Genomic DNA, 20,963 nt, shown 5'->3' with positions numbered 1-20,963 from the left:
TGGTCCAATCTGGGAAGCGTGGCATGACACAATATAAACTTGATGATAACAGCCCTAACGTACATGACAGCGCCTATGTAGCCGAAGAGGCCGTATTGATCGCCAAGGTGCAGCTTGATGCCCACACCAGCGTCTGGTCGGGTGCGATTCTGCGTGGTGATAATGAACTTATACACATAGGCACGGGCTCTAACGTGCAAGAAGGTGCCGTACTACACACAGACCCCGGCTACCCACTCACTATAGGCACGAACGTCACTATTGGCCACCAAGCGATGCTGCACGGCTGTACGGTGGAAGAAGGCAGCCTCATCGGCATTCAAGCCGTAGTGTTAAACGGTGCCGTCATCGGTAAAAACAGCCTAGTAGGGGCTGGCGCATTGGTCACCGAAGGCAAAACCTTCCCAGAACGATCCTTAATCATTGGCTCACCCGCTAAAGCCGTACGTACGCTTAGCGACGAAGAAGTAGCGAACCTACAGCGCAATGCCACGACCTACCAAGAACGTTCCGCACACTACAAAACCGCCTTACAGAAACTATGAAGCCTTACATCCTTGTGACGGGTGGTACCGGTTTTATCGGTAGCCACACCACTGTTGCCTTGCTACAAGCCGGCTACAACGTACTGATACTTGATAACCTTAGCAACAGCTCGGCTTCAGTGCTGGATGCTATAGAAAAAATCGCTGATATACGCCCTGACTTTGTGCAGGGTGATATACGCGATGCCAACCTGCTTAACGAACTGTTCTCACGCTACAGCATACAAGCGGTTATGCACTTTGCTGGCCTGAAGGCGGTAGGCGAATCCGTACAATTCCCCCTGCGTTATTACGACAATAACGTGCATGGTTCGGTACAGCTGCTGCAAGCCATGCAGGACGCCAACGTGCGCACCTTTATTTTCTCTTCCTCGGCAACAGTCTATGGTGATCCTAAGTTCTTGCCCTTAACCGAAGACCACCCGCTTTCCAGCACCAACCCTTATGGTCATAGCAAGCTGATGGTGGAAGAGATTTTGCAGAATCTTTATAAAAGCGAAGAAGGCTGGAAAATTGCCTGCTTACGTTATTTCAACCCGGTAGGCGCACACCCAAGTGGCCTGATTGGTGAAGCCCCACAAGGCATTCCCAACAATCTCATGCCGTATGTGGCTCAAGTTGCTATTGGTGACAGACCACACCTTAGTGTATTTGGTGATGACTACGACACGCCGGACGGTACCGGAGTACGCGATTACATTCACGTGATGGACTTGGCAGATGGCCACTTAGCCGCGTTGAAATACTGCTTGAACAATGACAGCGAGTTGTTGGCCGTTAACTTGGGCACAGGCACAGGCTATTCAGTGTTGGACATGATCTCGGCTTTTGAGCGTAGCAGCCAACGTCGTATCGCTTACCAAATTGCTCCTCGCCGCCCTGGTGATATCGCCTCATGCTGGGCAGACACCGCCTTGGCTAGAAAAAAACTGGGCTGGACAGCGTCGTCAGGTATTCAACAAATGTGTGATGATGCGTGGCGGTGGCAGTGTCATGCTGCTTCTGCAAACAGCTGATATTTTGCGACGGAGCAAAGCATTCATTGCACACGCTGGGGGACTGCAGGAAAGCTTTTTGTGATTTGAGACACCACATCACAAAAGTTTCCTCTCCGTCCCCCGACGGTTCTAGCATCTGATAGGTTTACAGCCCTTTTTACTGTAGCGCTGCAATAATAAAGACTTCTAGTAGCGACATGCGTTCTTATCTGTCATGTCACAGAAAATGAAATACCTAGCTGCAACCACCAAAACAAAGCCTAAGCAAGCAACGAAGAAAAGGCTGCAGCAGACAGTAGTTGATCAGTAGGCTTTTAAGCCTCTCTTCGCATGGACCGCACACCATCAAGAATCAGCAGCAAAATAGCCGTCCACACGCACCCGTAAGTGATCCACTGCATATTTTCTATGCGCTCACCTAGCAACAGGGCCACCACGACCAACAAGGCTGGCTCTACATAGGCTAGCAGCCCAAATAGTCCCAACGGTAAACGGTGGTTAGCCAATACCATCAAGCCCAACGACGTGGCACTCAAAACACCCAAGCCCAGAATCAACCACAACAGGGTGGCGGTAAAGGTGCCTTCAGGTAAGGCTTTACTGGTTTCTACAATAAACCATGCTGCTACAGGCGCACTCAACAGCAAATCAAACCACATGCCACCTAAGTTACTGGTTTTGAGGATGCGACGTAAAGCAAAGTAAAACGGATAGCCTAGTGCCACCATGAAGGCTGGCCACGATACTTGCGGTGCAAACAATAGCTCATTGGCTACCCCTACGCCTGCAATCGCACATACTATTTTCTGCAATGTGGTGATGCGCTCTTTAAACACCAATCTGCCAGTTAGTACCAAGGTAAGAGGCAACAAGAAATAGCCCAGCGACACGTCTAAGGCATAGCCGTTTACGGGTGCCCATAGAAACAGCCACAACTGCACGCCCACCAAGAAAGACGATACTGGCAACGCCAACCACAACCATGGCTCGTGTTTTAACCGTTTCCAGATGGCGGTCACGTCTTTAGCTTGACGTGTCACGATTAGAAAAAGAGTGAGGCATGGGATGGTAAGCAGAATACGCCAACCATAGATTTGTATGCCGTTTAACGGTGCCAACAAGGTGGAATAGTAGTACAGCACTCCAAAGAGCACAGAGGACGAAATAGAGAAAATAACGCCTGCTATAGAAGCTGGATTATGGGTACTCACGCCACACACCTTGTTGAACAATTATTCATTAGTAAAGCCATTGATTATGGTGTCCCACCAAGGGCCGTGCAAGCCAGATGCCAGAATGCCACAACCTCAACAACACACTGCGCCAGTACTCAGCAATTACCCCGCAACCTGAGCACACGCCGCCTGCCTACACCGTCACAACAACAACAACAACAACAACAACAACAACAACAACAACAACAACAACAACAACAACAACAACAACAACAACAACAACACTGCACTCAGACACAAAAAAACCTGCCCGCCTAAGCGAGCAGGTTTTTAATCACACAGTGATAGAGGCTTAAATGCCGCCCATCAACATGTATTTAACAGTCATGTAGTCGTCCAGACCGTAGAAGGAACCTTCCCGACCTACGCCAGACTGTTTCACGCCACCGAATGGAGCTGCTTCGTTGGACAGGATGCCGGAGTTAATACCGATCATGCCGTATTCCAGACCTTCAGCTACGCGCCATACACGGCTCAAATCGCGGCTGTAGAAGTACGCTGCCAAACCGTAGATAGTGTTGTTCGCCAGAGCGATCACTTCTTCGTCTGTTTTGAAGCGGAACAATGGTGCCAAAGGACCAAATGTTTCTTCGCCAGCAACGATCATATCTGCTGTAGCGTTAGCCACAACAGTAGGTTGGAAGAACAGACCGCCTTTCTCGTCGGACTCACCACCAGTCAACACTTTACCGCCTTTGGATACAGCGTCAGCAATGTGCTCACGGATTTTATCTACTGCGCTTTGCTCGATCAGCGGACCTTGAGTCACGCCGTCGTCCATCCCGTTACCTACTTTCAGTTTTTTCACTGCGGCAACGAATTTCTCAGCAAACGCATCGTACACGCTGTCGTGTACGTAGAAGCGGTTTGCACATACGCAAGTTTGTCCGGTGTTACGGTATTTGCTGGCCATCGCGCCTTCAACAGCAGCGTCCAGATCCGCATCTTCAAATACGATGAAAGGAGCGTTACCACCCAATTCCAACGATACTTTTTTGATCTGCTCAGCACTTTGCTTCATCAGCAAACGGCCGATTTCTGTGGAACCAGTGAAGCTCAGTTTGTGCACAGTTGGGTTGGAGGTCATTTCGCCACCGATAGCGGAAGCGGAACCTGTCAACACAGAGAACACACCAGCAGGTACACCAGCTTCTTCAGCCAACACAGCCAGCGCAAATGCGGAGTACGGTGTTTGTGTAGCAGGTTTCACAACGATAGAACAACCAGCAGCCAAAGCAGCAGCCACTTTACGTGTGATCATGGAGGATGGAAAGTTCCAAGGAGTAATCGCTGCACATACACCGATTGGCTCTTTAGTTACCACGATACGACGGTCGCCAGCTGGGCCGGGGATCACATCACCGTAAGCACGTTTGGCTTCTTCACCGTACCATTCCAAGTAGGAAGCACCGTAAGCAATTTCACCACGAGACTCGGCAATAGGCTTACCTTGCTCGATGGTCATGATTGTTGCCAGGTCTTCTTGGTTTTGCATAACTAAGTCAAACCATTTACGCAGAATGTTTGCACGCGCTTTAGCAGGTTTAGCACGCCACAATTTGAACGCTTCAGCAGCACTCTCGATTGCGCGACGTGTCTCAGCAGCACCCATTTTAGGGATAGTGCCGATAACTTCAGCGGTTGCGGGGTTTTGCACTTCCAGTGTCTCACCGGAATCAGCGTTTACCCACTGGCCATTAATATACGCTTGCTGCTTAAACAGCTCAGGACGCGTCAGTTTCATTTGTGTACTCCACGAGCAAAAATCAATTTCATTATTTACTACCACCTACCCCTAGCTACATTGCATGTAACTGGCGGATTGAGCAACTGGCCTACATTGATACACCAGAATAGGCAAATAACCTAGAGCCATTGGCTCAACGATTCACAGTGCCATTCCCAAGTACCTGATATTTCTACCTATGCGCTGCGGGCCTTACAACGCTGCTTTTATCAATTCTGCCAACTGTGCAAAAGCAGGACGAATGTCGTCTTCATTTTCTACCGCTGCATAACCAAAAAGCAAGCCTGGCGATTTGCGCTCGCCCGCGTAATAACGCGTTAAGGGTCGCACCCAAATACCTGCCTCGTGGGCGGCTTTGGTAATAGCCTCGTCATCCGTCCCTTCAGGCAAATGCATCACTAGATGCAAGCCAGCCTCTTGGTTAGACAACGGCCATTGCGGGCCAAAATGCTCACTAATGGCATCACGTAAGATAGTTTGGCGTCGTGCATACACCGCTTTCATTTTGCGGATATGCGCGGCATAGTGCCCTTCGGCGATGAAATCAGCCAATACAGCTTGTTCCATCAACCTACCTTCTCGATACAACTCAGACAGTGCTACCGATGCTGCCCTAGCAATAGCTTTGGGCAACACCATGAACCCCATACGCATGCTAGGGAACAAGGTTTTGGAAAACGTGCCTAGATAAATGACTCGATCATAACTATCCAGCCCTTGCAAGGACGCAATAGGACGACCGCCAAAGCGGAACTCACTGTCGTAATCGTCTTCAATAATCCATGCGCCGCACTGGTTGGCATATTCCAGCAACATACGGCGTCTGGCCAAACTCATCACATTACCCAGCGGGTACTGGTGCGAAGGCGTCACGAAAATAAACTTAGGCACGTCTTGCTGCATTTGCTCAGGCGTGGGGCTCATGCCTTCTTCGTCCACATTAATGGAACGCAAATGTATGCCCGCCGATGTCAGCACGGTACTGGCTCCCCAATAACCGGGGTTTTCCATCCACGCTAGACACTCTTTGTCGCCCAGCAACTTAGCAATTAAATCCAGCGACTGGTGAATACCAGAGGTAATCACCACTTGTTCAGGGTCGCACTGCACCGAACGCGCCAAGCGTAAATGTTCACTCAAGGCTCTACGTAACGGTTTATACCCGGCGCCGTGCGCATAGGTCATTAACGATGGAATGGGCTCACGCCAATAGCGGCGTTGCAAACGCATCCATACTTTACTGGGGAACATCGTGACATCCGGCACACCCGGAATAAATGGCCCCCACTGATGGCGTGAGGCTTGAGCGGTACTTACTAATGCAGAACCACGCTCAGACAATAGCCCATCACCCGTGACTGGCTGCACCAGTTCGGCGTCTAAGGGCATGACCTGCCCCACCATCACTGGCACAGTGTCGGACACGAAGGTACCACTACCCGTGATAGTGATCACATACCCTTCGGCATTTAACTGTTCATACGCCGCAATAATTGTGTTGCGGGACAAGCCCATGTCTCTGGCCAAAACACGGCTAGCGGGTAGCTTAGTACCCGCACGCAGATCACCCTGCAAAATTAACGCGCTAAACGCCTCGTAGACCTGACGGGATAAAGGCTTCCCGCTATCTCGCTCCAGACGTTGTAAAAGCAACTCATGCAATACGCTTGCGATCATTTTTCTGTCTCATCACACATACGCTTTTGGGGACAGGCAGCACCTATGGAAAACACCATGCACCTTTTTTGGTAATTTTCCATTAAACTGGTCTTGTGGCCTGACCACCTGAATACTAAACCTAAACACCCACATCAGGGAATGCGTTGCCTATGAATAGAAACGCTTTCTACCGGTGATGGTTGAAGGTTATAAAAATCATACCACCCTAAATGGCCCCATGACTGAATGCAAAAAGCTTTTTTCTTCAGCACCATGACCATGATGTAGAAAGTGATTACGAACCAAAGGACAGTCTATGAACCAGCAACGACCAGCAGCCCGCCCTACCGTACAAATTGACAACGATTTCACTCGTGTCACCGAATGGTACTTCGAGCCCGGAGCCGAAACCGGCTGGCACGGCCACGACATGGACTATGTAGTAGTACCAATGACTACCGGCACTCTGCAGTTGGAACTTCCTGACGGTACTCGTCATAGCAATGCTCTTACTCAGGGTCAAAGTTATTGCCGGCAAGCCGGTGTGCAACACAACGTTATTAATCCTGGTCCCGAGCCATTTGTATTCGTAGAGATCGAGTTCAAACGCTAGGAATCATCGTTTTTTTTGCAGCAAGGAAAATCTCATGACCGACATCACCTCCCTAAACATCAACGGCGAACGCCTCTGGCAATCGTTGATGGATCTGGCCAAAATTGGTGCCACACCCAAAGGCGGTAACTGCCGTTTGGCGTTGACGGCACTAGACGGCCAGGCACGCGACATGGTTTGCGGCTGGATGCGTGAGGCGGGGATGACCATTACCGTCGACCAGGTGGGTAACATCTTTGGTCGCCGCCCTGGCCGTAACCCAAGCCTCCCCCCCGTTGCCACAGGTAGCCACATCGACACACAGCCCACAGGCGGCAGGTTCGATGGTTGCTTTGGCGTAATGGCTGGTTTGGAAGTCATGCGCACCTTGCACGAGAACAACATCGAGACAGAAGCTCCAATGGAGTTGATCATCTGGACTAACGAAGAAGGCACACGCTTTGTGCCTGTGATGATGGGTTCCGGGGCATTCTGCCAAGTATTCCCTATTGAAACTGCGCTGGACGCCGTGGATCTGGATGGTAAATCAGTACGCGAAGAACTGAAAAACATCGGTTACGACGGTGACTACCCCGTACCAGGCCACGCCTTTGGCAGCTACATCGAAGCTCACATTGAGCAAGGCCCTGTATTGGAAGCCAACGACAATGTGATCGGTGTGGTCACAGGCTCGTTGGGTCTACGTTGGTACGACGTAGCGGTAACAGGCATGGAAGCTCACGCTGGCCCTACTCCAATGGAATTGCGTAAAGATGCGTTGTATTCTGCGTCTTACATTGTTCAAGGTGTGATTGATATCGCCCGTGAATACGCCCCTCAAGGCCGCGGTACGGTTGGTGTGTTGGACGTATACCCATCTTCCCGTAACGTAATCCCTGGCAAAGTGAGCTTCAGTGTTGACCTGCGCCACGAAGACAGCGCGTTGCTGGATGAAATGGAAGCACGTTTCCGCAAACTGTGCGCAGACGTTGCCCAAGGCGAACACACAGGCTACACCACCGATATCTCTATTACTGATATTCAACAGTTCCCACCAACCCCATTTGCTCCTCACCTGATCAACAGCGTGCGTGCACAAGCTGAGGCTCGTGGTTACTCTCACCAAGATATCGTGACTGGCGCTGGCCACGATGCGGTGTTCGTTGCAAGCAAACACCCCACATCCATGATCTTCATCCCTTGCAAAGACGGGATCAGCCACAACGAAATCGAAGACGCTAAACCTGAACACGTAGCCATCGGTGCCAACGTGTTGCTGGGCGCAATGCTGGAGCAGGCTAAAGTCTGCTAATTATTCGGGCTGCCCACACGGCAGCCCTTTTTGCTCTACGGAAGTTATACATGACTACACCCCTCACCCTGCAGGACTGGGAACAACGGGCAGCCCAGTTGTCGTTCCGCAGCCAAGCCATCATTGATGGTAAAGCCTACCAAGGCAATGGCGACGTTCTGGACATTGTTAACCCTGCAAGCGGTCAAGTTTTGGCCCAAGTTGCCTCCTGCAACGAAGCGGATATTGATGTAGCCGTTCAATCTGCTCGCCGCGCCTTTAAATCTGGCGTTTGGCGCAATATGCCTCGTGTAAAGCGCAAAGAAATTCTGCAACGCTTGGCGCAACTGATTCGTGAAAACCTGGACGATATCGCGCTGTTGGAAACACTGAACATGGGTAAACCCATCAGTGAAACCACGCAATTTGATATCCCAGAATCCGCCACTGCTTACGCGTGGTACGGCGAACTCATCGACAAACAATACGATGAAATCGCTCCTACCGATAACAACGCTCTGGCCACCATCACACGCCACCCCTTGGGTGTAGTAGCTGCTGTGGTGCCTTGGAACTTCCCACTGATGATGTCATCGTGGAAAGTGGCTCCTGCACTAGCAGCGGGTAACAGCGTTATCTTGAAACCCGCTGACGCCACACCGCTGACCGCTATTCGTTTGGGTGAGTTGGCGCTGGAAGCAGGTTTGCCTCCAGGCGTGTTGAACATTGTGCCCGGCACAGGCCCCGGTGCGGGTCAAGCATTGGGCTTGCACCCAGACGTAGATTGCCTGACCTTTACCGGTTCCACCATGACCGGTAAACGCTTTATGCAGTACTCCGGCCAGTCCAACCTGAAACAAATCTGGTTGGAGTGCGGTGGTAAATCTCCACACATCGTGTTTGATGACTGCCCTGATTTGGACAAAGCTGCATTGATGGCTGCCGTTGGCATTTTCAACAACCAAGGCGAAGTATGTATTGCAGGTTCACGCCTGTACGTACAACGTGGCATCTACGAAAGCTTTAAAGAGAAACTGATTGCTCACGCTAAAACCATGCAGCCGGGTAATCCTTTGGATCCCAAAACTGCAATGGGCGCCATGGTGACACAGCAGCACATGGGCACCGTGATGAGCTACATTGCCTCTGGCTGCGAACAAGCCACGCTGCTCACTGGCGGCCAGCAAGTTCGTACCGAAACTGGCGGCTACTACATTGAGCCCACCATTTTTGAAGTGCCTTCACAAGATGTACGCATCATTCGTGAAGAAATCTTCGGGCCGGTGTTGGCGGTAACGGTATTCGACACCGAAGAAGAAGTTCTGCACATGGCTAACGACCACGAGTTCGGCTTAGGTGCCGGCCTGTGGACCAGCAACATCAGTCGCGCGCACCGCATGGGCCGCGAGTTGGAAGCTGGCTTGGTCTGGGTGAACTGCTACTTCAATGGCAATATTGCTATGCCATTTGGCGGTGTGAAACAGTCCGGCTTTGGTCGTGACAAGTCCATACACGCTATAGACAAATACACCAGCTTGAAATCCACATGGATTGATCTGACTGTGTAAGTAGTACCCATGCTTTCGTGCGAGAGACCTTGCACGAAAGCATACCCCTCCAAGGCCTATTCTGCGCCTCTACAGCACGTTTTGATTGGTGCTGGCATAATCACCCACCCAGCGTTCCCATTTATCGTCATAGCAACGCCTCACCAGTCTGAGAAGATGCTGTACTTGCCGTAGCCACACTACCAAGAAACAAAGCCCCGCTCATTATCTACGCCTACAAAGAGATAACTATGCAACGAGGCATAAAGCCGCATCGCCCTCCTTTCCCGCACAAAGAAAAAGCCCGAACCTGCTTTCACAGATTCGGGCCGTTCCTAGGTGCTCAACAGCTTTTAGCCGTAGTGTGGCAAGGTTCATCGCTCTTCGGCGAGTGGCTGCACCTTATGCTACAGACTCTGGCAATGCCAAAGCCTGATCCGTCACGATCTGCAGAATTGCAGGTCGTTTTTCTTCCAGAATTGCTTTGAATGCGGCTTCTACAGCTGCTTCAATTTGAGAGTCATCGGTAATACGCGCACCGTATGCACCAAAGGCTTGTGCCAACAATTCACAATTAGGGTTCTGCAACTGTGTACCCGACACACGGCCTGGGTAATGCTGCTCTTGGTGCAGACGGATTGTGCCGTACTGCTGGTTGTCCATCATGACTACCAAGATTGGTGCGCCGTAAGTCACTGCAGTGGACAGCTCTGCTTCGTTCATAAAGAACTCACCGTCACCAGCGATCACTACCGACACACGCTCAGGTGATTGCAACGACGCCACGATACCGGCTGGAACGCTGTAACCCATTGCACCGTTACGGGCACTCAATTGGCTTGGGAATACGTTAGTAGGCAAATAGCGTTGTGCCCAAATGCAGTGGTTACCTGCACCAAAGCTGTATACCGCATCGTCAGGCAAACGCTTCACGATGGATTCCATCAGCGCTGTCATATGCGCTGTACCAGGTGCAGTACGTGGCAACTCTGTTGGGAAACGGGAGTATTCGCGCTGAACAGCGTGGCAACGGTCAAACCATGCTTGACGCTGCTCTGCACCGGCCAACTCCAGTGTCTCTACAGTACGAGCAAACACTTTAGGGTTTGCCAAGATTTGGTGAGTCATTGCACCGCTGCGACCACGCAAGCTGGTGTCCAGATTCACTTGGTACGTAATAGCGGAGGTATCTTGACGCAATGTGTAGCCATCAGTAGACACGTCGCCTGGTACCACACCTACAGCAACCAGCACGTCGGATTCAGCATACAACGCAGCAGTTGCGTCATCACGGCCATAACCCAAGTAACCAGCATGCGCAGGTGAGTTAAAAGGAATGCGATCAGCAGCACGCCAATCGTGCAGCACTGGAATACGGTTTTGCTCAGCAAAGTGAGTCAATTGACGGGATGCTTCGCTATCCCAGTTCTGACCACCTACGAACAACATTGGTTTTTTAGCGGATGCCAACGCTGCTGTCAGCGCTGCCAATTCGTCTTGGCCTACAGCACCTTGTGCCACTGGCAACACAGGTTGCAACTCACGCGTGAACTCTTCACGGATGATGTCTTCAGGCAAGCCTACCACTACTGGGCCTGGACGACCTTCCATAGCGGCGAAGAATGCTTCAGCAACAACTTCAGAAGCACGCTCGGCGCTATCCAATACAAACACACGTTTGCACTGTGAACCAAACCATGCTTTAGGATCAAACTCTTGGAACGACTCGCGCTCACGGTCTGCTACAGGGATCAAACCTACGAACAACACCATAGGCACGCCATCTTGCCATGCTGTGTGAATGCCAGTGAAAGCTTGAGCGGCACCAGGGCCACGAGTCACCATGGCAACACCAGGTTTGCCAGTGAATTTGCCGTACGCATCAGCCATGTAGGCTGCAGCGGCTTCATGACGGCACACCACGCTTTGGATGTTTGTGTCGTACAAACCATCCAGCACGGCCAGGTAGCTTTCACCCGGCACTACAAACACACGATCAACTCCATGTAGGGCCAAGCTCTCTGCGATGGCTTTACCAGCGTGACGGTTATTGCTCATTTCCATTCCCTATAAACAATGATGGCTACCGCTGCTCTACCGGTACGCCATGGCATATTCTTACAAGTGGCCTAGTGGCCAGACCACCTTAATTACAATCATAGCAGGTTTGTTTGCTACAACGTATAAAAAAACCTGTTAATTACGCTAAAGCCAGCAAGGACTGAGGCGTTAGCGCCCCTGCACGGTCATGTTTAACGCATACAGGGGCTTCGTACTACTTACGAGTGGTCAGGCCAGTTAGGCTCCGCCACGTACATCCTGCTCATAGCCTGCAAACAACGCAGCGCGCATTACTACACGTCTTGCCGTTGCCGCTACCGGACCATCTACCCATTGATTATCCGGTGTGGAAGCGTCTTGGCTGGCAGCTTTAGCAAGCAATGCTTCAGCCGCTGCTACATCTGCAGCCGAGGGAGAGAAGTACTCGTGCACCACGGGTGTTTGACGCGCATTCACTACACATTTAGCTTGCAAACCTACGCTGCGAGCCCACGCCAGATCAGCTTTGAATGCGTCTTCATTTTTGAAGTTGAAGGGGCAATCAATAGCGACCACACCAGCCGCACGACATTCGATCACAAAGCGTTGACGAATGGCATAGAGCGCCGTGCCAGTAGCACTACGTTCCAACCACAAGTCGGCACTAAGATCTTCAGCAGCCAGCAAGCATGCCGATACACGCGATGAGGCTTTCAGCACTGGCGTGCAATTCACCAATGCCAACGCAGATTCCAACGTAGGAATGATCTCGGTTTGGCCTGCTGTCAGACCACACTTAGCTTCCCACTCAGTAATGGCTGCATCCAATGCAGCGATCTGTGCAGCATGCTCGGAGTGAGGCAACAAGATAGCGTGCGGTGCCGCAGCCATAATGCCTGCCAAATCGTCGTGACCGTCTTCTTCCAACTTATTAATACGCACTGCGGCAACCTTGCCCGCCGCTTTGCAAGCGGCGAACAGGTCATGCAGACGTTGGCGTGCTACAGGTCGGTCTTCTGGACGAGTGAACTCTTCTAGATCCGCTACCACCACATCAGCCATACCTTCTACAGCAGCTTGATGTGCAGCTTGATCCATTCCTGGCACAAACTGCCAGGAACGACGCAATGCTGGCGGACGACGTAACAATGAGAACGCTTGTGTCATGCTTGGTCTCCTACGCTACGGTGTTCGGCAAGAACATCACTAGGGATGGCACGAACATCAACAGCATCAAGACGGACAACATGGCCAGCACCATCCACGACAGCGGACGTAGGGTTTGCACCATACGAATACCACCGATTCGACACGCTGCCAGCAAGTCCACACCCAACGGTGGTGTGTTAGCACCAATCGCCAAGTTAACCACCAACAAAATACCAAAGTGCACAGGATCAATACCGAAGTGGTGAATCGCAGGCATCACAACAGGAGCCACGATAATGATCAGCGCGATAGCTTCCATGAAAGTACCCAACACCAGCAGTACAGCCATGATCAACAGCAATACGCCGTATTTGCTATCCGTGAAGTTCACCAAGAATTGCGCCAAGCTGTGTGGCAACTGCTCTGCAATCAGAATCCATGCGAACAACGCTGCTGCACCGATAATCAACAGAATAGATGCACTGATTTCAGCTGTAACTTTCAGGTCGTTCCACAGTTTTTTCAGGGACAAAGAACGGTACCAGAATGCACCAATCAACAGGGCATACACAATCGCGCTGGACGCAGCTTCAGTTGCGGTAAAAATACCGAACCTAATACCACCAATAATCAGCACAGGCACCATCAATGCAGGCAACGCATCAATGAAGGATGCACGCAGCTCTTTAGCATTGAAAGGTTGGCCACCACTCCAGCCATGTTTACGAGACATCCAAACCGCTACCACGATCAAGGACACGCCCAGCAACACGCCTGGAACAATACCAGCCATGAACAGCTTGCCAACAGAAGTATCGGTAATCGTGCCGTAAACAATCAGCACAATGCTAGGCGGAATAATGGTGGAGCTCGCCCCAGCACACCCAATCAGCGCTGCACTAAAGCCGCGATCATAGCCACGCTGCGCCATCGTTGGCAGCATCAAGCTACCAATAGCCACTACGTCAGCCACGCCCGAACCGGACAATGCACCAAACATCATACAAGCCAGAACAGCTACGATCGCCAGACCACCAGGAACATCGCCCACGATGGCTGCACACAAACGTACGATACGTTGTGTCAGACCTGCACTGTTCATTAACTGCGCCGCCAACACAAACAGCGGGATGGCGAGCAATGTAAAACTATCTAAACCGGAAACAAACTGTTGGGCGGCAACCATCGTAGGTGCGGCATCAAACAACAGCAAGTAGGCTACGGAAGCCAGTACCAGGCCGAAGGCCACTGGCACGTCGATTAATAGGGTTACAGCAAAAATACCAAGAAGCGCTAAAGCACCTAACGACATGATCAGCTCTCCTTCGCTTCATCCGAAACCAGCCCGAACAATTGTCCCAGCTGAACGATCACCATGGCAGCACATGCCACGGGTAATGCTAAGTAGACATACCCTGCGTCCACGCCAATGGCGGGCAAAGGTTGTCCCATTGTCAATTCACTCAGTTCCCAGCCGGCGTAACCCAATACGGCCAGACCAAAAATCATGGCAACATCCCCAACCTTACGTACGGCATTTTGCAATGGACCGTCAGGCAGGATGGTAGACAGCAAACCTGCTGTTAAATGAGAACGACGGTAAGTACATGCCACGCCGCCTAAGAAAGCACTCCATACCAAGATGAAGCGAGGCAATTCTTCTGCCCAATGTGGGGTCTGATGCCAGCCGAAACGCAGCACCACCACATAACTGATCAACACCGCCATTAGGGCTGCCCCAAGCGCTGCCAAGTACAGGCAGGCGTGGGACAAACCGGCGATTAGTCGCCGTATAACCATTATTTAGTTCTCCTGACGGTATTTCTGCAAAGTATCCATCAGGTCTTGACCAAATACTTTCTCGTACTCAGCCCACACTGGTTGTACCGCTTCCATGAATGGAGCTGGGTCAACCGTATTCACTTTCATACCTTTTTCTTCTAACAGACGAACAAACTCCAATTCGCCTTCTTGAACCATCTCGCGCTGTTTGTCACGCCATGTAGCGGCAGCTTCCAGAATGATTGCTTTGTCTTCGTCAGAGATTTTCTTCCAGATAGGTTTGGAGATAATCAAGCTGGCAGGACCCCATACGTGGCCTGTCAACGAAGCGTACTGCTGCACATCAAAGAAAGACGATGTGTAGATGATGGACAGAGGGTTCTCTTGTGCATCAAACACTTTTTGCTGCAAAGCGGAGTACAACTCACCGAATGCCAAAGGAGCTGGGTTTGCGCCTAACGCAGTGAAGGTATCCAAACGCATTTTGTCTGGAGTCACACGTGTTTTCAGGCCAACCATGTCAGCTGGTGTATTGATAGGGCCGCGGTTGTTTGTCATGTGACGGAAACCGTTTTCCCACCAAGATACGATAACCAAGTTGCGCTTTTCGGCCAATTCAGCCAATTGCTCACCCAGTTCACCATCGTACGCGTTGTACGCTTGTTGAACGTTAGCCCATGTGTAAGGCAGTTCTACGATACCGAATTTGGCATCAATAGGTTGCAGGGAACCGCTACCAATAATCGCTGCGCCTTGGCTACCAATTTGCAGGCCTTCCAGCATGGTTTTTTCATTACCAAGCTGACCGCTAGGGTAAGTCACGAAATTAACGCGACCATCTGTACGCTCTTTAACTTCTTGAGCAAACCCGTCTGCTGCCACACCCCAACTATGGTTAGGTGCCAACACGTGGCCCAGTTTGATATCCAATGCGTGTGCTGGAGCCATCGCCAACAGCGATGCGCCTGTCATGACTAAACCGAATAAGGATTTCTTCAGTCTCATTCCCTTCTCCTAAGAACAGCCTAAATAAGGTGGCTAACCTATACCTTCATTTCCAAAATCGACGCGTAAACGCGCCAAGATGCTAACCAAGTGGTCATGCATCGCAGATCGAGCTCGCACCTTGTCGCGAGACTTGATGGCATCCAAAATACGGCCATGTTCAAGCTGGGCTTTTTCCCAAACATTGGCATCTACAAAGTGTCTTTCCATACGGGAGAACATGGGGCTGTGCAGCGCGAGTTCCCATACGTGCGCGATCGTAGCCGCCAAGGCGCTGTTACCGCAGGCGGCGGCAATGGCCATGTGAAACGCTCTATCTTCGCGCGCGGGCGTGGAACTACCTTCCATGCTTTCGTACGCAGCCTGAATGGCTTGCAGTTGTTCTTCCGTGGCGAGCGCAGCGGCCAATTCGGCACTTTCCGGCTCTAACAACAAACGGGTTTCCAACAAACCAAAGGGACCAAAATCATTGTCTACTTGAGCTGGTTGACTCACATCGGAGCTTTGATTCAGGTGACGTTGCTGGTCGCTCAGTACAAATACCCCTGTACCCACACGTACCGCTACATACCCTTCCAATTCCAATGCAATCAACGCTTCGCGGATGGAGGCACGGCTAACTTGTAGCTGCTCGGCCAATTCGCGCTCAGACGGCAGCCTACTTCCTACAGGAAACTCGCCCTGCTGGATTTTTGAGGCAATTTGATCGGCGATAACCCGATACAAACGCGGCACTGCGACGGCTTCAAAAACGCTCATGATTGTTCCACATTATTCTGGCCTAGTGGTCAGGCCACTAAGCTACCTGATACCACGGCAATTAATCAAGAAAAAAAACTCAAACCTAGGGTTAACCATCACTCCCTAGATCGGTTACATATTCGACCTAAAATCAGAATCATAACGAAAAAACATTGGTGCTACGGGACCTTCTTCCAACAAAATTACATTGCCTAACACCTGAGGTACATAGTGGCGAAGCCACTAAAGCGTAGGAATGCCACATTATTTTCCCACCAGCCTAGTGGCCTGATCAGTTAGCCACATGTACATTCGTACCAACACCCTCTATATAGAGGCAGGTGATTTTTCCTACCCTAGCGAAGTGGTACGGTAATGGTTCTCTATAATCCATCACAAGTGGCTCTTTTGAAAGCACCAGCTAAGACTTAAGCTATACCCTATTCACGATGACATCGCTTTTTCTTCGGTTACCTGTCAGCAACCAGACAGCCCTGTCTCGCGAAAAAACAGAATACTTGAATACACGAATTGACCCGGAGTCGCCTCATGAGCAACGCAGATCTGAAAAAACGTAAAGATGCCGCCACCCCACGTGGTGTTGGTGTAATGTGTGATTTCTACGCAGAACGCGCCGAAAACGCTGAACTGTGGGATATCGAAGGCAATCGCTACATTGACTTTGCTAGCGGTATTGCGGTGCTGAACACCGGTCACCGTCACCCACGCCTGATGAAAGCCATTGCTGAGCAAATGGACCGTTTCACACACACTTGCTACCAAGTGGTTCCTTACGAAAGCTACGTAGAACTGGCTGAGAAAGTAAACGAACTGTCCCCAGGCACAGGCCCTAAGAAAACTGCATTCTTCACTACTGGTGCTGAAGCTGTTGAAAACGCCATCAAAGTAGCACGTGCTTTCACAGGCCGTCCTTCCGTGATCGCTTTCAACTCCGCTTTCCACGGCCGTACACTGCTGGGCATGGCTCTGACAGGTAAAGTAAACCCATACAAACTGGGTTTTGGTCCTTTCCCTGGCGACATCTACCACGCTCTGTACCCTAACGCACAAGCTGGCGTGACTATCGAAGACGCTAAAGAAGCGCTGAAACACCTGTTCTTGGCTGATGTAGACCCTAAACGTGTGGCTGCAATCATCCTGGAACCTGTACAAGGCGAAGGCGGTTTCAACGTATGTCCTCCAGAATTCATGCGCTTCCTGCGTGAAAAATGTGACGAACACGGCATTCTGTTGGTCGCTGACGAAGTACAAACTGGTTTCGGTCGTACAGGCAAACTGTTCGCAATGGAACACTACGATGTACAACCTGACCTGACCACAATGGCTAAAAGCTTGGCCGGTGGTATGCCTCTGTCCGGCCTGAGCGGTCGTGCAGACGTTATGGACGCAGCTGCTCCTGGCGGTCTGGGTGGTACATACGCTGGTAACCCATTGGCTGTTGCTTCCGCATTGGCCGTGATCGACACCATCAAAGAAGAGAACCTGCTGGCACGTGGTGCTGAGTTGGGTGATCTGTTGCAAGCACGCCTGAACGACATCGCTAAAGACGTTAAAACCATTTGTGAAGTACGTGGTTTGGGCGCGATGGTTGCTGTTGAGTTCCGCGATCCAGAAACTGGCAAAGCTGCAGCACAACTAGTTAAAGACATTCAAAACCGTGCATTGGCCAACAAACTGATTCTGTTGACATGCGGTATTGAAGGTAACGTTATTCGCTTCCTGTTCCCATTGACCATCACCGATGCAGTAATGGCTGAGGCTCTGGATATTCTGGAAGCGGCTATCCGCGGTTAATACAACCGCACGACGCAGTTGCGCCTGCGTCAAACCATGACAACATGGTGCTCTTCACCCCCAGTAACTTTCAAAGTTACTGGGGCTTTTTTTATCTGCGGGCATAAACGCCTTTGTTACACTACGCTTTTTGCTGCACCTGAAAGGCAGCACTCACCATCCACCAAGGAGTGTGCATGAACTACGTACAGATACCTACAGGACAGGGCCGAACCATGAAAGCCCTTTATGTTGCAGCCGCAGATAAAAATGCTCCGGGGCTGGTGCTGATTCAAGAAATCTTTGGCATTAACCAAGCCATGCAAACGCTGGCGCAGTACTGGGCTGCTCAGGGCTTTAATGTGATTTGCCCAGATCTATTCTGGCGCCAAGAGCCTGATCTGGCACTAAACCCCACCAACAAAAGCCAATTTGCATTGGGCGTAGAGCTAATGCAAAACATGAAAGACGACGAGACACTAGCCGATTTGGAAGCCACTCGCAGCTTTTTGGCAAAACAATTGGGACACCAAAACATTGCCGCTCAAGGCTACTGCATGGGCGGTAGATTAGTAGTGTTGATGGCTGCTCATAGCCCTATTCGCTGTGCCGTTAGCTACTACGGCGTAGGCTTGCAAGACTTGCTGCCTACATTACCTGCAAAAGCGGCTCCTGCATTGCTGCACATTGCCGAACTAGACCACTACGTACCTAGCGATGTACGCAAAGTCATTGAAGACAATGTAGCTGAGCGATCTGAATGGGAAGTGGTACTACATGAAGGTTGTGATCACGCTTTTGCTCGCCCAGGTGGCGTTCACTTTGTAGAAAGCGCCGCACAAAAAGCCAATGCACAATCACTGGCTTTCCTACAGCGTTTTACTGCCTAATACAGTAGCTCACACGCCGCCCTTATTCGGCGGCGATCAATACCTTGAAGGCTTGGGCAGATGCGGTTCCGTGATCTGCCCCCTCTAGCACATTGAACGTCAACTCAAAACATCCTGTGGCATCCAGAGTTTCATAAAACTGCCTAGCGCCATCTACCATGCGTCGCCGTTCACGACGCTGTTGGTTTTCCTGCTGTTTTTCTGCAGGCAAAGCCAAATCAGCCGGTGTGAGCCCTTGCTCTAATCCACCCACACTCACATGCACCGTCGGCCTATGCGTTTCCATACTGCGACAACGCCACTCTACCGCCTGACGTAACAAATAAAAGTCGCCCCACCATACCGATGGGCTAGAAATCACATAGCGCTTAAACCGTACTGGTTCTTGCAATAACAATTGTGCAACGAACAACCCACCCAGTGAGTGCCCTACCAAGGTTGCTGCCGAGAGTGGTTTCACCGCCAACCATCGCTCTACCTCAGGCACCACGACATTCACTAAGGTTTGCAACAATACCGCGCTACCACCCGTGCCTGCAGGCTGCTCTAACACGCGCCCTATTTTTGGGGTGTAGAAATAATGGCGACGTTCAGCGCTAGGTATGCCTATGCCCACCAAGACAGCTGGCGTTGCTTGCGCCCCCGCTTCGCGCCGCATTTGCAACAACAGGCGAAACTCTTTTTCATCCAGCACGTAGATCACTGGCCACCCGCCCACAGGGGGAATAGCCTCAGGCCACGCTAGCCAAACAGGTAGTTCATCGCCTTCAGCGGTTTGCACCGTTAATTTTGCATGATTCATAAACGCCTACTATCACGATTCAGTCCAGCAACTCGCGGCTCAATCCACTATACTCATAGTTTCATAAACCATTCTCATTTACACCAGGATGTCCATCGCATCAAACCCTGCGCTTGCAGCCCATACCTACCACCGCCTGCTACGCACGCGCTGGCTACTTATCGCCGCTCTGGTTTTTGTTATTGTACTGTCCACTCTGGCTGATTTTACGCTAGGTCCGTCAGCATTGAGCTGGTCAGAACTCTTTACAACCTTATTGAGTCCTGCCGACGCAGAACCCACTACGCGCGTGATTGTGTGGGAGTTCCGCCTGCCCTACTCCATGATGGCGGTTGCCATTGGTCTGGGTTTGGGCTTAGCCGGTGCAGAGATGCAGACCATCCTGAATAACCCACTGGCCAGCCCTTTTACCTTGGGTATCTCATCAGCGGCGGCTTTTGGTGCCTCATTAGCCATTATTCTGGACTTATCTTTACCTGGCCTGCCCCATGCGTGGATGGTGGCCAGTAACGCCTTTATTTTTGCGCTGCTGTCAGCCTTCTTACTCGATGCCGTCGCCCGCTGGGGCGGCATGAGCAGTTCTGGCTTGGTGTTGTTTGGTATTGCGTTGGTGTTTTCGTTTAACGCGCTAGTGTCCTTGATGCAGTTTGTGGCAAGCGCCGAAGACCTACAAGCATTGGTGTTCTGGACCATGGGCAGTTTGTCGCGTGCCTCATGGCCTAAAGTGGGTGCCATGTTCTTGGCTGTGGCAATCATTCTGCCATTAGCTTTGCGTGATTCATGGAAACTCACTGCTTTACGCTTAGGCGAAGAACGTGCCACCAGCTTTGGTATTAACGTACAACGCTTACGGTTAACTTCGTTATTGCGTATCAGCTTTCTGGCCGCGCTGGCTGTGTCTTTTGTGGGCACCATCAGTTTTATTGGGCTAATTGCACCACACATTTCACGCCGTCTTTTTGGTGAAGATCACCGCTTTTACCTGCCAGGCAGCGCACTGATTGGTGCCATGATTTTGTCCTTGGCGTCTATTGCTTCCAAAAACATCTCTAGTGGCATCATCGTACCGGTAGGTATTGTGACGTCTCTGGTGGGTGTGCCCTTCTTCCTGTCGGTGGTGTTGCGCCGCCAAAGCCGTTAATTGCC

At 51.1% G+C, this 20,963-nt stretch carries 18 protein-coding genes; 8 read left to right on the top strand and 10 right to left on the bottom strand.

Features of this window, described 5'->3' with window-relative positions; all coding sequences use genetic code 11:
- Positions 1-23 precede the first annotated feature (23 nt).
- Positions 24-545, top strand: coding sequence for a gamma carbonic anhydrase family protein (locus tag ACLO87_RS02150; RefSeq protein ID WP_135861809.1), 522 nt, complete (start codon positions 24-26; stop codon positions 543-545).
- The gene (gene galE / locus ACLO87_RS02145) at positions 542-1,561 is read left to right on the top strand and encodes a UDP-glucose 4-epimerase GalE (RefSeq protein ID WP_430222670.1); all 1,020 of its coding nucleotides are present in this window, start codon (positions 542-544) and stop codon (positions 1,559-1,561) included. The genes ACLO87_RS02150 and galE overlap by 4 nt, the downstream gene beginning before the upstream one ends.
- A gap of 296 nt (positions 1,562-1,857) precedes the next feature.
- Here galE and rarD read toward each other — a convergent pair whose 3' ends face one another.
- The 3 genes from rarD to pdxR all read right to left on the bottom strand — a co-directional run bounded on the left by rarD (position 1,858) and on the right by pdxR (position 6,202).
- The gene (gene rarD / locus ACLO87_RS02140; protein ID WP_430222669.1) at positions 1,858-2,754 is read right to left on the bottom strand and encodes an EamA family transporter RarD; all 897 of its coding nucleotides are present in this window, start codon (positions 2,752-2,754) and stop codon (positions 1,858-1,860) included.
- A gap of 316 nt (positions 2,755-3,070) precedes the next feature.
- The gene (locus tag ACLO87_RS02135) at positions 3,071-4,522 is read right to left on the bottom strand and encodes an NAD-dependent succinate-semialdehyde dehydrogenase (RefSeq protein WP_135861805.1); all 1,452 of its coding nucleotides are present in this window, start codon (positions 4,520-4,522) and stop codon (positions 3,071-3,073) included.
- Positions 4,523-4,717: 195 nt separating this feature from the next.
- Positions 4,718-6,202 (bottom strand): MocR-like pyridoxine biosynthesis transcription factor PdxR, encoded by a 1,485-nt coding sequence (gene pdxR / locus ACLO87_RS02130; RefSeq protein ID WP_135861803.1) that lies wholly within the window; start codon positions 6,200-6,202, stop codon positions 4,718-4,720.
- 298 nt (positions 6,203-6,500) lie between these two features.
- On the opposite strand from pdxR, the gene ACLO87_RS02125 reads away from it, so the two are divergent.
- Genes ACLO87_RS02125 through ACLO87_RS02115 form a run of 3 tightly spaced genes read left to right on the top strand, consistent with a single transcriptional unit; the run spans position 6,501 to position 9,635 of the window.
- Positions 6,501-6,797 (top strand): cupin domain-containing protein, encoded by a 297-nt coding sequence (locus ACLO87_RS02125; protein ID WP_135861802.1) that lies wholly within the window; start codon positions 6,501-6,503, stop codon positions 6,795-6,797.
- Between the two features lie 34 nt (positions 6,798-6,831).
- Positions 6,832-8,088 (top strand): Zn-dependent hydrolase, encoded by a 1,257-nt coding sequence (locus tag ACLO87_RS02120; protein ID WP_135861800.1) that lies wholly within the window; start codon positions 6,832-6,834, stop codon positions 8,086-8,088.
- Positions 8,089-8,138: 50 nt separating this feature from the next.
- The gene (locus ACLO87_RS02115; RefSeq protein WP_135861798.1) at positions 8,139-9,635 is read left to right on the top strand and encodes an aldehyde dehydrogenase; all 1,497 of its coding nucleotides are present in this window, start codon (positions 8,139-8,141) and stop codon (positions 9,633-9,635) included.
- Positions 9,636-10,016: 381 nt separating this feature from the next.
- On the opposite strand, the gene ACLO87_RS02110 is transcribed toward ACLO87_RS02115, so the two are convergent.
- The 6 genes from ACLO87_RS02110 to ACLO87_RS02085 all read right to left on the bottom strand — a co-directional run bounded on the left by ACLO87_RS02110 (position 10,017) and on the right by ACLO87_RS02085 (position 16,349).
- A complete protein-coding gene (locus ACLO87_RS02110) occupies positions 10,017-11,672 on the bottom strand; it encodes a thiamine pyrophosphate-binding protein (protein WP_135861796.1) in 1,656 nt (551 codons plus the stop codon).
- A gap of 240 nt (positions 11,673-11,912) precedes the next feature.
- Positions 11,913-12,821, bottom strand: a complete 909-nt coding sequence (locus ACLO87_RS02105) for an HpcH/HpaI aldolase/citrate lyase family protein (RefSeq protein ID WP_430222668.1) — start codon at positions 12,819-12,821, stop codon at positions 11,913-11,915.
- 10 nt (positions 12,822-12,831) lie between these two features.
- A complete protein-coding gene (locus tag ACLO87_RS02100) occupies positions 12,832-14,115 on the bottom strand; it encodes a TRAP transporter large permease (protein WP_135861794.1) in 1,284 nt (427 codons plus the stop codon).
- A gap of 2 nt (positions 14,116-14,117) precedes the next feature.
- Complete coding sequence (locus tag ACLO87_RS02095; RefSeq protein ID WP_135861793.1) at positions 14,118-14,603, bottom strand: TRAP transporter small permease; 486 nt, start codon at positions 14,601-14,603, stop codon at positions 14,118-14,120.
- A 3-nt stretch (positions 14,604-14,606) separates the two neighbouring features.
- Positions 14,607-15,590, bottom strand: coding sequence for a TRAP transporter substrate-binding protein (locus ACLO87_RS02090; protein WP_135861791.1), 984 nt, complete (start codon positions 15,588-15,590; stop codon positions 14,607-14,609).
- A 33-nt stretch (positions 15,591-15,623) separates the two neighbouring features.
- The gene (locus ACLO87_RS02085; protein WP_135861789.1) at positions 15,624-16,349 is read right to left on the bottom strand and encodes a FadR/GntR family transcriptional regulator; all 726 of its coding nucleotides are present in this window, start codon (positions 16,347-16,349) and stop codon (positions 15,624-15,626) included.
- 531 nt (positions 16,350-16,880) lie between these two features.
- On the opposite strand from ACLO87_RS02085, the gene gabT reads away from it, so the two are divergent.
- On the top strand, positions 16,881-18,146 hold the full coding sequence (gene gabT / locus ACLO87_RS02080; RefSeq protein ID WP_430222667.1) for a 4-aminobutyrate--2-oxoglutarate transaminase: 1,266 nt from the start codon (positions 16,881-16,883) through the stop codon (positions 18,144-18,146).
- Positions 18,147-18,322: 176 nt separating this feature from the next.
- Positions 18,323-19,015, top strand: coding sequence for a dienelactone hydrolase family protein (locus ACLO87_RS02075; RefSeq protein ID WP_430222666.1), 693 nt, complete (start codon positions 18,323-18,325; stop codon positions 19,013-19,015).
- Between the two features lie 22 nt (positions 19,016-19,037).
- On the opposite strand, the gene ACLO87_RS02070 is transcribed toward ACLO87_RS02075, so the two are convergent.
- The gene (locus ACLO87_RS02070; RefSeq protein ID WP_135865988.1) at positions 19,038-19,817 is read right to left on the bottom strand and encodes an alpha/beta hydrolase; all 780 of its coding nucleotides are present in this window, start codon (positions 19,815-19,817) and stop codon (positions 19,038-19,040) included.
- An 88-nt stretch (positions 19,818-19,905) separates the two neighbouring features.
- Between ACLO87_RS02070 and ACLO87_RS02065 the strand changes: the two genes are divergently transcribed.
- A complete protein-coding gene (locus ACLO87_RS02065; protein WP_135865986.1) occupies positions 19,906-20,958 on the top strand; it encodes a FecCD family ABC transporter permease in 1,053 nt (350 codons plus the stop codon).
- The last annotated feature ends 5 nt before the right edge of the window (positions 20,959-20,963 follow it).

This window comes from Paenalcaligenes sp. Me52, from assembly GCF_050487965.1.
Classification (GTDB): Bacteria; Pseudomonadota; Gammaproteobacteria; order Burkholderiales; family Burkholderiaceae_B; genus Paenalcaligenes.
The sequence above is the reverse complement of the archived record's forward strand: the minus strand, read 5'-3'. Positions and strand labels throughout refer to the sequence as shown.